The 13,696-nt window shown below is 70.6% G+C and carries 11 protein-coding genes; 7 read left to right on the top strand and 4 right to left on the bottom strand.

Going from position 1 to position 13,696, the window contains the following annotated elements:
- Window positions 1-110: 110 nt before the first annotated feature.
- The 3 genes from NON19_RS11040 to NON19_RS11030 all read right to left on the bottom strand — a co-directional run bounded on the left by NON19_RS11040 (window position 111) and on the right by NON19_RS11030 (window position 2,823).
- Window positions 111-1,397, bottom strand: a complete 1,287-nt coding sequence (locus NON19_RS11040) for an MFS transporter (protein ID WP_255926833.1) — start codon at window positions 1,395-1,397, stop codon at window positions 111-113.
- On the bottom strand, window positions 1,394-1,987 hold the full coding sequence (locus NON19_RS11035; protein WP_255926831.1) for an ArsR/SmtB family transcription factor: 594 nt from the start codon (window positions 1,985-1,987) through the stop codon (window positions 1,394-1,396). The genes NON19_RS11040 and NON19_RS11035 overlap by 4 nt, the downstream gene beginning before the upstream one ends.
- A 146-nt stretch (window positions 1,988-2,133) precedes the next feature.
- Entirely contained in the window at window positions 2,134-2,823 is a 690-nt protein-coding gene (locus tag NON19_RS11030; RefSeq protein ID WP_255926829.1) for a TetR/AcrR family transcriptional regulator, read from the bottom strand.
- A 77-nt stretch (window positions 2,824-2,900) separates the two neighbouring features.
- On the opposite strand from NON19_RS11030, the gene NON19_RS11025 reads away from it, so the two are divergent.
- The 4 genes from NON19_RS11025 to NON19_RS11010 all read left to right on the top strand — a co-directional run bounded on the left by NON19_RS11025 (window position 2,901) and on the right by NON19_RS11010 (window position 9,193).
- Window positions 2,901-3,830 carry an alpha/beta fold hydrolase gene (locus NON19_RS11025; protein WP_255926827.1) on the top strand — a complete coding sequence of 310 codons (930 nt, stop codon included), beginning with the start codon at window positions 2,901-2,903 and terminating at the stop codon, window positions 3,828-3,830.
- A 370-nt stretch (window positions 3,831-4,200) separates the two neighbouring features.
- Window positions 4,201-5,148 (top strand): ATP-grasp domain-containing protein, encoded by a 948-nt coding sequence (locus tag NON19_RS11020; RefSeq protein ID WP_255926825.1) that lies wholly within the window; start codon window positions 4,201-4,203, stop codon window positions 5,146-5,148.
- Window positions 5,145-7,301, top strand: coding sequence for a phosphotransferase (locus tag NON19_RS11015; protein ID WP_255926823.1), 2,157 nt, complete (start codon window positions 5,145-5,147; stop codon window positions 7,299-7,301). The genes NON19_RS11020 and NON19_RS11015 overlap by 4 nt, the downstream gene beginning before the upstream one ends.
- Window positions 7,298-9,193 (top strand): ABC transporter ATP-binding protein, encoded by a 1,896-nt coding sequence (locus NON19_RS11010; RefSeq protein WP_255926821.1) that lies wholly within the window; start codon window positions 7,298-7,300, stop codon window positions 9,191-9,193. Before NON19_RS11015 ends, NON19_RS11010 begins: the two co-directional genes overlap by 4 nt.
- 47 nt (window positions 9,194-9,240) lie before the next feature.
- Here the strand turns inward: NON19_RS11010 and NON19_RS11005 are convergent, their stop codons facing one another.
- Window positions 9,241-11,583, bottom strand: a complete 2,343-nt coding sequence (locus tag NON19_RS11005) for a thiamine pyrophosphate-binding protein (protein ID WP_372514087.1) — start codon at window positions 11,581-11,583, stop codon at window positions 9,241-9,243.
- Between the two features lie 157 nt (window positions 11,584-11,740).
- Here NON19_RS11005 and NON19_RS11000 point away from each other — a divergent pair, with 157 nt between their 5' ends.
- The 3 genes from NON19_RS11000 to NON19_RS10990 all read left to right on the top strand — a co-directional run.
- Window positions 11,741-12,253: an Lrp/AsnC family transcriptional regulator gene (locus tag NON19_RS11000; RefSeq protein ID WP_255927058.1), complete on the top strand. Its 513-nt coding sequence runs from the start codon at window positions 11,741-11,743 to the stop codon at window positions 12,251-12,253.
- A 427-nt stretch (window positions 12,254-12,680) separates the two neighbouring features.
- Entirely contained in the window at window positions 12,681-13,235 is a 555-nt protein-coding gene (locus NON19_RS10995) for a DUF6542 domain-containing protein (protein WP_255926819.1), read from the top strand.
- On the top strand, window positions 13,228-13,696 hold a 469-nt coding region (locus NON19_RS10990; protein ID WP_504979127.1), incomplete at its 3' end, for an LCP family glycopolymer transferase. The genes NON19_RS10995 and NON19_RS10990, both read left to right, overlap by 8 nt.

Genomic DNA, 13,696 nt, shown 5'->3' with positions numbered 1-13,696 from the left:
CACCGGCGCGGAGGGCCGGGCAGGACGGCCCCTCCGCATCCGGTGACGTTCGCCAGCCTGTTGGGTACGGCGACTTTCGGCATGTCAGCGCGAGCAGACGAGTGAGGCGGCTAGGCCGGTTCGGTTGCCACGGGCTCGACCCGAGCCGGTCCGCCGGTGGCCGCACGAGGACCGGGAAGATCCCTGACGCGCCGGATCGGAGAGAAGAACAGGACCAGTGCCCCGAGCGGAATCCCCGCCGTGGCGATCCACATCGCCGCGCGCAGGCCGAGCGCGGTACCGAGCGCTCCGCCGAGTAGTGCTCCCAGCGGGATGGTGCCGTAGCTGAGGAACGCCATGCTCGCGGTGAGACGACCCAGGAGTTCCGGCGGGCAGTAGCGTTGTTGGAAGCTCGCTTTGATCACGTTCCCGGCCACGACGCCCGCGGAGACACTGAAACCACCGACAACGAAGGCAACGGCCCCGAGCCCGCTGACAGTCAACGGGATGAGCAGGGCCAGCGTCGCGAGCCCGAGTTCGAACAGCAGCGTGGCCCGCGCCGTACCGATCCGGTCGGCGACCCGGCGGGCGACGAACGCCCCGGCGACACCCCCGGTACTTACGGCGGCGATGAGCGCGCCGACCACACCAGGAGCAAGACCCACGCCGCGGACCAGGAAGACCACCCTGATCGACTGGTACCCCATCAGGGCCAGGTTGGATGCCGCCGCGAACAGTGCCAGCGTGCGGAACCAGGGGTCGGCGCCGATCAGCCGCAGCCCTTCGCTCACCTCGACGAATAGCGCGTTCGGGCGCCGTACGGTCCCGGTCGTCCGTGGCTCGCGGTGCCGGATGCCCACCAGGCACACCAGGCAGGCCAGGAACGTGGCGGCGTTGACGTACATGCCGTTCACCGCGCCCGCCCACTGCGCGATGAGGCCTCCGCAGCCCTGCCCGGCGATCTGTGCCGCGGACGCGCTGCCCTGCAGTTTGGCGTTGCCTTCCGGCTGGTCGGCGGGCGCCACGATGCTGGGGAGATAGGCGCTGTAGGCGGTTTGGAAGAACACCGCCGCCGTACCGGTGAGCAGTGCTACGGCCATCAGCAGGCCGATGCTCAGCCGATCGCACCAGGCGGCGACGGGGACGACCGCGAAGAGCAGCAGCGAGACCGCCGCGGTGACCAGCATGATCGGCCGCCGGGGCAGCCGGTCCACCCATGCGCCCACCGGAAGTCCGATGACCAGCCACGGGGCCCAGCTGGCGGCGGTCAGCAAACCGACGTCCAACGTGCTGGCGCGCAGCTCGGAGACGGCGACCAGCGGCATCGCCACCCCCGTGACGGACGCGCCGAACTTGCCCGCGACCTCTGCGCACCACAGCAGCCGGAAGTCCCGGTGATGCCGCAGCAGTTGGCTCATCCGGTGTCTCGCTGCCGGCGCGGAAAGGACTGCAGTTGCACGACGACCGGAACGGTGTCAGGGTCCTGGACAGCCGAGTAGCGGGCGATGGTCTCCGTCAGTTCGGCGTTGAGTGATGCCAGTTGGGCTGGCGTCAGCCGTAGGTCGCACCAGTCGGAAAGGGTGCCCGCCGCGCGCCACTCGTCGTCCCAGTCTTCGTTGACGTAAGTGATGACCCGGTCGAAGTGCAGCTGCACCAGTTCGTGGAGGTAGACCGAGAGCGCGCCGCGACTGTCCGGATCAGCGCGGAAGTCAGCGGTGTTCAGCTCGTTCGGGACGGCGACCCGCCGCCACCAGCGCTCGCGTCTGGTACCGCGCCCGGTCTCCTCTTCGATGAAGCCGTGCTCGGCGAGATGGCGCAGATGCCAACTGACGGTTCCGGTGTTCTCCCCGAGGCGTTCGGACAGCCGGGTGGCGGTGGCAGGACCGTCGAGACTGAGCATCTCGAAGATCCGCATCCGCAATGGGTGAGCCAGCCCCCGCAGACTGCGGGCGTCTATGCGCCGGGGGGTTGTGCTGGGTTGGGGTGTGCGTTCGACTTCGTCGGTCATGCCGACAGCATAGGTTGCAGAGGACTCTCTGCACAGAGTCCTCTGCAACCGCCCCATCGGCAACTTCCGCCGGGAGGTGGGGACTTCGGCCCTGCGACCGGGAAGCGACTGTTGTTCCGTCAGGCTGCGGTGTCTGGTGAGTTGGTTCAACCGGTCAGACCGACGAGCACTCGGCGCAGCAGCGGCTCGAACTGGGACTGGGGTCGGGAGGCGGCGTTCGAGGTTGGCTGGTGGGCCAATGCCTGTGCCACGAGCGGGTGGCGTCCCGCGGCGGCAGTCTTCATCAGGTAGGCGGCCTGGGCCCGTTGGCGGTCCGTGGGAGAACGCCGCACGTGCAGTTCGGCTCGGGCGAACTGGGTCACCAGTGCGTTCAGCAGGCCGATGGTCTCCAGTTTCGACTGGTCGGACAGCGCGGCGGGGGCCAGCGCCCGCAAGGCGTGCTCAAGGTAGTCCAAGCCGTTGGGGCCGAGCCGTAGCGGTTCGGTGGGAATGTCGAGCAGCCACGGGTGGCGCAGGCAGACCTTTTTGGACTGAGCGGCAAGGGCCAACAGGTCCTCGACCGGGTTCCCGGTGAGCGGAACGGTGAGGTCGATCTCACCGGCCACGGCGTCGGCCATGAGGTCCAGCAGCTCCTCGCGATCGGCGAGGTAGCGGTACAAGGACGCCGGCCCGGTGGCCAGTCTGGCGGCCACCTGTCGCATGGACACCGCCGCGAGGCCCTCCGCGTCAGCGAGTTCGACCGCGGCGGCGGTGATCTGGCCGCGGCTGCGCTCGGGCACCGGGCCGCGCGCTCCGCGTTCGGGCCGTTCCCACACGGTCACCGGCTCCTCGGCCACCGATCCTCCCTGTTCCTCGCATGGTCTCGTGCCCTATCCTAAAACGGCGAACAACGATCGCAGTAATAGGAGGCGTCATGAACGTGCCCTCGTCACCGGTCTGGACCCCCACCCGCTGGGCTGAGAACGGCGACGTCCGGCTGGCCTACGACCAACTGACAACGGGCGGCGACGGGGAACCCCTGCTGCTCGTCATCGGACTTGGCGCCTCACGGCAGTGGGTTCCGGACGGGCTGTGCCACCTCTTCGCCAAGCTGGGCTTCGCGGTGGCCCGCTACGACCAACGCGACGGCGGCCAGTCCACCCACCTGGCGCCCACCGCCACCCGTAACCCCTTCGCCGCCCTGTTCGGCAAACGCGGCGAGGCCTACACCGCCGAGGACATGGCCGACGACGCCATCGCCGTCATGGACGCCCTCGGCTGGCAGTCGGCCCATCTGTTCGGGATGTCCCTGGGCGGCGCCATAGTCCAGCGCATCGCGATACGCCACCCCGAGCGCGTCCGTACCCTCACCTCGATGGCAGCCGTCCCGGGAGACGTCAAGGGGCTGGCCACCTGGCGGTATCTGCGCACGGGGACGCTGGCGAAGCTGGCCCGGATGAGGTTCCCGGCCACACCCGAGGGCACCGTCGAGGCCGGGGTCGCCCTCGCCCGACTGATCGCCTCGCCCGGCTACCCCTTCGACGAGCAGGCCGCCCGCGCGGCCGCCGAGCGCATCGCGGACACCGGTATCCAGGACGCGCAGGCGCAGAGCCGTCAGATCGGCGCCCAGTGGCACGGACCGGCGATCAGCACCATCACCAAGCCCACTTTGGTTCTGCACGGCGACGGCGACCCGCTCATCAAGCCGACCGCGGCCCGCGCGACAGCGTCCCGCATTCCCGGCGCCCGTCTGGTCACCCTGCCCGGCGTGGGCCACGACCTCCCCCAACCCGTGTGGGAGGAGATCACCACGCAGATCCGCCAACTCGCGGACACCGCATCCCAGCAGTCACTGAGGCAATGACCCACTTGACGCCCTCAGAGGGAGCCCCCTCCGGGACCGTGACTGGCGGTCAAGGCGCAGCGCGCGGATGCCGCCCCCGCACCGCTGCGCCGTTCGGGTGAAGCGGTGCGCGCCCCCGCGCGACACCCCGTACGTCCGGTCCCCGGTCGGCTCGCCCGGCCGGGGACCGGCGCCCTGGAGGGGCACTAGTTCACTTCCACGTTATGTGTTGGATTCACCTGATCCATGGAGCGTTAACCAAATGGCCTAGTTGAGCGGGCGCCCGGCTCGTCCGAATGGTTGCCTCGGAAGCTACCTGGCATACCGCCGTTCAGGCCCCGGCATGACGAAGATCCACGGTGTTGTGCCGACGAGGAGAGGGTACGGTCCGATGAGGCTGTGTTTCATCGTCGAGGATTGCTACCGCCGCGACAGCATGCCCCTGGCCGTGGCCCGCCAACTGGCGGCGTGGAACCATCACATCGATGTGTTCGAGCCGGGGCGGTCCATAGCCAGGGTCTCCGACCTGGCACACCAGTCCACGCACGATGCCTGGATACTCAAGACCGTCTCCGGTGGCCCCGGGCTGAGCGTGCTGGAGGCGGTCGCGGCAAGCGGGTTGACCACCATCAACGACGCCCGGGCGATCCGGCTGGTGCGGGACAAGGCGGTGGCGGCGGCCGTCGCCCGCCGGGCCGGTCTGTCCTTCCCCCTGACGTACTTCGCGGCCGCGCCCACGCTGCTGGACCAGATACCGGATGAGCACTATCCGCTGGTCGTCAAGCCCACCGGTGGAAACTCGGGCCGCGCGGTGCGTCTGGTGACCAGGCCCACCGAGCTGAGCGACGTCGCCGGATCGCTGGCCGGTGAGGGCTTCCTGCTGGCCCAGCCGTACGTGGTCAACCCCGGTGTGGACGTCAAGGTCTACAGCATCGGCGGGGAGTTGCACGCCACGGTCCACCGCTCACCGCTGCACCCGGGCGTCGCGGTGCGCGGTCACCGTACGACGGTGACGTCCGAGTTGGCGCGGCTGACCACCGCCGTGGGCGAGGTGTTCGGGCTTGACCTGTACGGGGTGGACCTGTTGGAGGGTCCGGATGGATGGGTCGTGGTCGACGTCAATGACTTCCCCAGCTTCCGTTGTGTCCCCGACGCGATCGAGCGGGTGGCCCGCCGGATCCTGCGGCTGGCCGCCGTGGGCCGTACCGAACGCGAGGAGCGCGCCGCGCTGTTGGGCACCCGGCTGAAGACCAGCCCTGGAAGCCAGGACAACACCCCGGCCGGTCCCAGGCCGCAGGTCCCGGTGTCCGACGAATCCACGGGAGCGGTGCTGCCATGAGGGTCTGCCTGCTCACCCACCACGCGGAGCATCCACTGCTGGCCGCGCTGCCCCACCTCCTGGGTCGACGGCACCGCGTCACGGTCTTCGACGCCGACGACCCGGACTGCGGGGACCTCGGACCGACCGCGGACCTGTATCTGCTCAAGTCCCATTCGCCGCGTGCCGTGTCGCTCGCCCGGCGGCTGGAGCGCCTCGGCGGCCGGGTGGTGAACGGCGCCGACGCGACCGAACGCTGCCTGGACCGGGGGCAGATGGCCGACCTCGCCCGAAGGTCCGGCCTGCCGTTCCCCAACACCCGCCGTCTCGCCCGGCTTTCCGACCTGGCCCACGCTTCGGCACCGGGCTTCCCGCTCATCGTCAAGAGCCGCGCCAGCCGCTGCGGGGACCTGGTGGCCCGACTCGACCGACCGGAGCAGGTGCGGGCATTGGAGGGTGACTGGGCCGACGAGCCCGTCGTCGTCCAGGAGTTGGTCGCCAACGACGGTCTGGACCACAAGCTGTGGGTGATCGGTGAGCGGGTGTTCGCCGGTCTTCGGGGCAGCCCGTTGGACGGCGTCGCGTCCAAGGTGACCCGCATGCTCGATCCGTGGCGGCTGCCAGCGGGTTGGCTCGACCTGACCCGGACCGTGGGCGAGGTGTTCGGCCTGCGGATCTACGGCGTCGACATCCTCGACACCGGCGACGGGCCGATGGTGGTCGACGTCAACCCGTTCCCCGGATGCCGCGGAGTCCCGGGCGCGCCCCGGGCACTCGCCACCTTCGTACGGCAGGCGACGCCGCACCGCAATCCTGCGCCACGGCAGGCGGCGGCGTCGCCGGTGGCGGCGCTGCACGAGGCGGTACGCGACCTGGTCGGCGCGCTCGACCGTGACGCCGCTCCGCTGCGGGTCTCGTCGCTTCGCCGCAAGCCGGGGCGTGGGCTTACCGCGAGCTACCGCTGCGCCACCGGGGCGTTGGTGACCGTACGGCTCGATGAGTCGGCGCTGGCCAACCCGCGTGCGGGCGAGCTGTTTTCCCGCGTCGACCCGGCCGAACCGCGCGGCCGCTGGCCCGGCGTGCTGCGCTGCCCTCGGATCGGCCTGACGCTGCAGTCCTTCCCGCACGACGCCGAGCTGCCCGCGTTGCCCGCCGCCTGCGCCACCGCGCCGCCGGACGGCGCCGTGGCCACCGCGTTGACGGCGGCGGCCAGGACGGTGCTGGAGGATCCCCGGGCCCGCGTCGAGGAGGTGCGGGCGACCCCGGTCCGCTACAAGCCCGCGGCCCGTTGTGTACTGCGCTACGAGGTACGGCTGTCCAGCGGGGAGGAACTGGTCTTCTTCGGCAAGCTCTACCGCGATCTTGCCGACGCGGCGGCCGCCCACCGACTCGGCGAGCGGCTGTGGGCGGTCGGCGGTGAACAGGCCGCCGTCCCAAGGACGTTGGGCCTGGTCGAGGAGTTGGGGCTGGTGCTCACCGAGACGGCGGGCGGCGCCCACGGTGGCGGCCAACTGCCCGGCACGGCGCTGCTCCGGCCGCCGCGGCGGGCGCGCGACGGGGTGCGTCCACCGCACGCGGCGCTGGCCGCCAGCGCGGCGGCGCTCGCCTGGCTGCACACCAGCACGGTCTCGTCCGGGCGGACCGCGCCGGACGGCCCCCGCTACGCGGCCCGGGTGCGTGCCTGGGCGCACGCCCTGTCCGGCGAGCTGGACGGGACCGTCCAACCGCTCGCCGAGGCGCTGGAGCGGACCGGGACCGCCCAAACCGCCCTCGTACACGGCGCGTTCAAGCCCAGCCAGCTCGTCTTCTGCCCGCCCGGTCATCCGGTCATCACCGATCTGGACGGCACCGGCCAGGGCGATCCGGCGCTCGACGTGGGGTACTTCCTGGCGTATCTGCGACCGACGCGGCCACGCGGCAACCGCGCCTGGTACGAGGCGGCCAGGGAGGCCTTCCTCGGCGCGTATCTGGCGGCGCTGGCCGACCGGGGCGCCGACCCGGGGCGGTTCGCGGCGGTACCGCGACGCGCCGCCCTGTTCGACGCCGCACTGCAACTGAAGATCGCTTCGCGCCGGGTGCGCCGTCTGAGCAGCCCCCGCCCCGCCGAACCGCGCGCAGTCGCGGCGGAGATCGAGCGGTGCCTGGAACGGTTCGCCGAAGGGGGGAACGGATGATCCGCTTCCTCTACCGCGCCCTGCGGGGCCGTCGGCTGCTGGTCTGCCTCGCGGTCGCGCTGACCTTCACCGCCGTGGCGAGCGATGTCCTCGCGGCCTTCCCCTTCAAGATCATCCTGGACAAGATCGTCAATCACCGGGATCCCCGCATCCCGGGCACCGGCTGGCTGCTCGACGGCTTCGACCGGTTTGGTGACCGCAGCGGACTGAACCCCATGGAGTCGCACACCCAACTCGGCGTGCTGCTCTTCGCCGGACTGGTGTTCCTCGCCCTCGGGCTGATCAGCGCGGTGGTGGCGTTCGTCCAGCTCTCCGTGGCGGCGTTCGTCGGCCAGGACCTGGGGGCGAGGCTGCGCAAGCAGCTGTTCACCCACATCGAGCACCTCGGCCTCGACTGGCATGTCCGCCAGCAGGTCGGCGAGGTCGTCCAACGGGTGAGCGGCAACATCACCGACATCGAGAAGCTGGTCACCGACGGACTGGTCGACCTGCTGTCGGGGGTGCTGACCCTCGCCGGGATCCTCACCGTGATGCTGGTGATCAACTGGCAGTTCACCGTACTGGCGATGTGCATCGCCCCCCTGTTGTTCGTGACCGTCCTGCTCTACACCCGGTGGGTCAAACGGGCCTCCAAGGAAGCGGCCCGCGCGGCCGGGCAGGTGGCCCGGGTGGCCAACGCGTCCATCACCGCGATCGTGGAGCTGAAGGCGTTCACCCTGGAGCGCTGGGCGGCCCGGGCCTTCGCGGGCCATGTGGACCGGCAGCGGCGCTTCGGGCTGCGGGCCGGGCGCCGACAGGCCGAGTTCAACCCGCTGGTCATGGTCTTCATCACGGTGAGCGACGTGGTGATCATCACCTTGGGCGCCTGGATCGCCGCCGGGCATGCCCACGGCTACTCGCTGGGGTTCCTCACCGTTCCGGCCACCAGCTTGACCATCGGCACCCTGACCGTCTTCCTCGCCTACTCCAAGCAGCTCTACCAGCCGATGCGCGACCTGTCGAAGCTCACCCTGCTGGCGTCCACCGCGTCAGCCGCGGCCGCACGCATCGAGGAGATCCTCGACCAGCCCCCTGAGGAACGCTCCGCCGCCCCCCGCTACATCGGCCCCTCGCGGCTGCGCGGTGAAGTCGCCTACCGCGGCGTGGTGTTCGGCTACGAACCGGACCGGCCGGTGCTGCACGGGGTGGACCTGGAGATCCGCCCGGGCACCCGGCTCGCCCTCGTCGGGCTGTCCGGCAGCGGGAAGACCACCTTGACCAGGCTGCTGCCGCGCTTCTACGAGTCCTGGCAGGGCACCATCACCGTGGACGGCGTGGACGTGCGCGACTACCCGCTGCCGGTCCTGCGCGACAACATAGCCGTGGTGCCGGAGGACGCGATCCTGTTCGAGGGGACCGTGCACGACAACATCGCCATCGGCCGCCCCGGCGCCACCGACGGGCAGGTGATCGCCGCCGCCCAACAGGCCCACATCCACGACACGATCACCGCGCTGCCCGGCGGATACCAGGCCGAAGTGCGGGAGTTGGGCAAGAACCTCTCCCGCGGCCAGCGGCAGCGCATCGCCATCGCCCGGGCCCTGCTGCGCGACGCGCCCATCCTGATCCTGGACGAGCCGACCTCGAACCTGGACGTGGAGGCCGAGGCGGAGGTCATGCGCGCGCTGGAACACCTCACGCGCGGCCGTACCGTGATCGTCATCTCCCACCGGCTGAGCACCCTGGGGCAGGTGGACGAGATCGTCGTCCTGCAGGCGGGCCGTATCGCGGAGCGCGGCACGTACCAGCAACTACGGGCGTGCGGTGGCCCGTTCGCCCGGCTGCTCGCGGAACAGAACCGCTATGCGGCCGAGCCTCCGCCGCTGACCCCGGTGGACGACACCGTCGGGTGATCCGGGGGTGCTGACGGCACCGTCAGCACCCCCGGCGCGCGTGCGGCTCAGTCCACCAGGTCAAGCGCCGCCCGAACCACGCTGTCGGTGTCGATGCTGTGGTAGCGGTAGACGTCCTCGATGGCACCGGACTGGCCGAAGCGGCTGACGCCCAGCGTGGTCACCGGCACGTTGTTGATGGTGGCGAGGAACGCCAGCGTGTGCGGGTGGCCGTCGAGCAGGGTGACCATCGGCACCGCCCGCTCAGCGGGGAAGACCTGGTCGAGCAGCCAACCGGTACCGTCCTGCAGCCCACGACGGCTCTGCACGGCACGGAAGACCAGGTCCGGGCTGGTCACGCAGATCACATCGGCGGCGAAGCCGAGCGCGGCCAGCCGGTCCGCCGCGGCCAGCGCCTCCGGGACCAGCGCGCCCATCACCGCCAGGGTCACCGCGGGCCGCTCGGCCCGCCGCAGCACGTAGGCACCGGCCACGGCCTGGCGGCGGCGGCGCTCGCGGGCGGCCGGATCGGACGGCACCGCGGCCAGCGTCTGGTCAACCGGGCGGGTGGACAGCCGCAGATAGGCCGAACTCCCGTCGGGCTTGCCCAGGTTGGCCAACGCCGCCAGCAGACACCACTCGGTGTCTATGGCGAAGGCGGGCTCGTAGCTGACGCAGTCCGGCTGTTCGATGCCCAGCGACGGCGTGGTGATCGACTGGTGCGCACCGCCTTCCGGGGCGAGGGTGACGCCCGAGGGGGTGCCCACCAGGATGGACTGGCCGCCCGCGTACATCCCGAACGACCATGGCTCCAGGGCACGGTTGACGAACGGGTCGTACACCACGCCGATGGGCAGCAGGGGTTGGCCCCAGCGGCTCCAGGTGGCACCCAACTCGCCGAGCAGGCCGACCAGGTTGGTCTCCGCGATGCCCAGTTCCAGATGCTGGCCGGTGGGCTTCTCACGCCAGTGCAGGATGGTCTCGGCGTCGTCGGCGAACCAGTCGGGGCGCTCGGTGTGCGACCAGACCCCGGCCTTGTTGAGCCAGCCGCCGAGGTTGGTGGAGGAGCTGACATCGGGGCTGACGGTGACGATCCGGTCGGCGGCCTGCGGTGCCTGCCGGGTCAGGTCGAGGAGCAGTCGGCCCAGTGCCTGCTGGGTGTTGCCGGTGCCCGACGGGGTGCGGCCGATGTCGGTGGGCAGCGCCGGGGGCGCGGTACGCGGGAACTGCGGGCGCCGCAGCCGGTCGGCGGCCGTACGGCACAGCGCAGCCTCCGGGGTGCCGTCGGCGAAGCCCTGCCACGGGTCGTCCAGGTCGGTGCCCAAACGCCCCGCCAGCTCGCGCATCTGGGCTTCGGTCAGCAACGAGGAGTGGTTCTGCGGGTGGCCCTCGCTGGACAGGCCGTACCCCTTCACCGTGTAGCCGAAGATGACCGTCGGCCGGGTGTCGTCGATGCTGCGGTACGCCTCCAGCAGGGCGCCGAGGTCGTGCCCGCCGAGGTTGCGTACGGCGGCGCGCAGCGTGTCGTCGTCCAGTTCCGCGACCAGCTGGGCGATGGGCGCGGCCGTGGAACCGGCGCCGGGCAGGCGCTCGCGCAACTGCTCCGGGGTGCAGCGCAGCAGCCGCTGGTACTCGGGGTTGCCCATGGTGTCCAGCCGCTTGCGCAGCATCTCACCGCCGGGGCGGGTGAACAGTTCCTCCAGCAGCTGCCCGTACTTGACGGTGATCACCTGCCAGCCCGCGGCGTCGAACATGCCCTGCAGCCGACCGGCGGCGATCCCGGGCACCACGCGGTCCAGCGACTGCCGGTTGAAGTCAACGATCCACACGATCTCGCCGAGGTCGGGGACCATCGGGTCCTGGATGGCCTCCCAGATGGCGCCCTCGTCCAGTTCGGCGTCACCGAGCAGTGAGTACTGCCGTCCGCGCCCCGCTCCGCCGAACCGCCCCTCGACGTAGCGCCGGGCGATGGCACCCCAGATGGGGGCGGTGGCGCCGATGCCCACGGAGCCGGTGGAGTAGTCCACCGGGTCGGGGTCCTTGGAGCGGCTGGGGTAGCTCTGCAGACCGCCGAAGGACCGCAGCGTGGTCAGGTACTTCGCGTCCAACTCGCCCAGCAGGTAGTTGATCGCGTGCAGTACGGGCGAGGCGTGCGGCTTGACGGAAAGCCGGTCGTGGGCGGTGAGTTCGTGGAACCACAGTGCCGTCATGATCGAGGTCATCGACGCGCTGGACGCCTGGTGTCCGCCGACCTTCAGCCCGGAGGGGTTGGGGCGCACCCGGTTGGCGTGGTCGATGATCGCCGTGGACAGCCACAGCACCCGGCGCTCGACAGCGCCGAGCACGGCCAGTTCGTCCTCCGCGACACCGCCCGCGATCCGCGGTTGGGCCGACGCGGCACTAGTGATCACGCTCCACCACCTCTGGTGCCATAAGCACCGTTACTCGGGTTGACTCCGCTCTATGCTCCGTAAGTAGACACACGACTCACCATTTGCACAACGTCTCTTGCCTCAAGTGAGCATTGTGCTCACTTGCCCAGGACGAAAGGAGGCTTGAGTGAGCACAGTGAACAGCGGCCCGCGCGTTGACGCCACCGACGCCCGGATACTGCTCGCGCTGGCCGACGATCCGCGGGCCACGGTCCTCGCGCTGGCCGAGCGGCTGCGGCTGTCCCGGAACACGGTGCAGGCCCGGCTGGCCAAGCTGGACGAGAACGGCGCGCTCGGCTCGTTCGAGCGCCGGGTGGACCCCGGTGCGCTCGGCTATCCGCTCACCGCGTTCGTCACCGCCCAGGCCGACCAGCATCATCTGGCCGAAGTCGCCGACCGACTCAAGGACATTCCGGAGATCGTCGAGGTTTTCGGTCTCAGCGGCCCAACGGATCTCCTGGTGCGAGTGGTTGCCGCCGACACCGAGGACCTCTACCGGGTCGCGGGGAAGATCCTCGACTGCCCCGGCATCGAACGCACCAACACGGCCCTGGCCATGCGAGAACTCGTACCGCACCGGCTCACCGAACTGCTGCGCAGATCCGCCGCCACCCGACCGGCTCCGACGGGCCGCCGCGCCCGCGACTGAGGACCCGTGCGGGCGGGGAGGCCGGTGGCGTAGTCCACCGGCTCGGCCATGACCCTTTCGAGCATCATCCGGGCCACCGCGCCCAAACGCGGGCTGATCGCCTGATAAACGTGGTAGCGGCCTCGGCTGAGGCTCCGCATGGCTCCGGCGGGATTCAGCGTGGCCAGGTGCTGGGTCAGGTGCTGGCCGACCGCCCGCGATGTGGCGCCGACGCACGCGCGAGCCGCGTCACGCGCTTCCGGGTTCGGTCAGCACGGGGAGGCGCCCTCGCAGCCCGCCCCTCACACTTGCTACATTGCGCAACAATGCAACCAGGAGTCGACACGAGTCATCCACAGAACCGGAAGCACCAGTTTCTGCGTCCTTCACAAACAGGACCTATTGCGCTGCCGGACGGACGTGTCGGCGGGCCGGACGAGGAAGGCGAATGACAGGCCAGAGCGCCGAAGCCCCGAGCGAGTCGATGCGTCCGCCGCGAGAGGCGGCACGGCAGTCACGCCGAGTGCCGGGCCCCCGCGGCCGAGCGGCGGGCGGCCCACCCAGAGCGGGCGCGGGGCAGGCCGTCGGCCGCGCCGCCCGGACCAGACGGAACAAACCAGGTGCGGCACCGCTCAGCGGGATCGTCCTGCTGGCGTTGGCGCTGCCGGTGGCTGGTGCCTTCGTGGACGAGCTGTTGGGGTCAGCGCTGGGCTGGGCCTTCGCGATCGCGGCGGTGCTCGCGGCGGTGCTGGTCGCGATGAACTGCACTCGGGACGGCGCCTGGCTGGTGCTGTCGGCGCCGCCGCTGGTGGTGGCGGCGATCACCGTCGTCACCGAGCAGTTGGCGAACCCGTCCGCCTCACATGGCAAGCTGGCAACGTCGGCCGTGCACTGGGCCGTTGACGCGTTCCCGGCCATGGCGGCGGCCGAGGTCACGGTGATCGCCGTACTGGCTGGGCGAGTTGTCCGGTCCAGGCGTAACAGGAGGAGCAGCGGTGCGTGACGAACGCGGTACCCAACCACGCGATGGGGCAGGGGGCCGTGCCGCCCGCCGCGGCAGCAAGGCGCCCCGGCGCTCGCCGTTGGTGGTTGTCGGGCGGGCCGTGGTGTGCTTGTCCTCGGCGGCGGTGCTGGCGGCCAGCGGGGTCTCCTGGGCCGCGTACCACTGGATCACCAGCGGTCTGAACACCTCCGACGCGCTGGACAAGGTCGGCGCGCACGGGCCGAAGCACCTGGACAACTCGGTGAACCTGCTGTTGATCGGCCTGGACTCGCGCAAGGACATGAACGGCAACGACCTGCCGAAGGAGTTCGTCCAGGACCAACTGCACGCCGGGTCCAGTGACATCGGGTACTACAACACCAACACGTTGATCTTGATGCACATACCCGCGGACGGCGGCAAGGTCACCGCGTTCTCCATCCCGCGCGATGACTATGTGCAGACCTTCAACGGGGATGGCA

Source organism: Streptantibioticus rubrisoli (assembly GCF_024436055.1).
Lineage (GTDB): Bacteria > Actinomycetota > Actinomycetes > Streptomycetales > Streptomycetaceae > Streptantibioticus_A > Streptantibioticus_A rubrisoli.
This window is presented reverse-complemented; position numbering and strand designations above follow the sequence as displayed.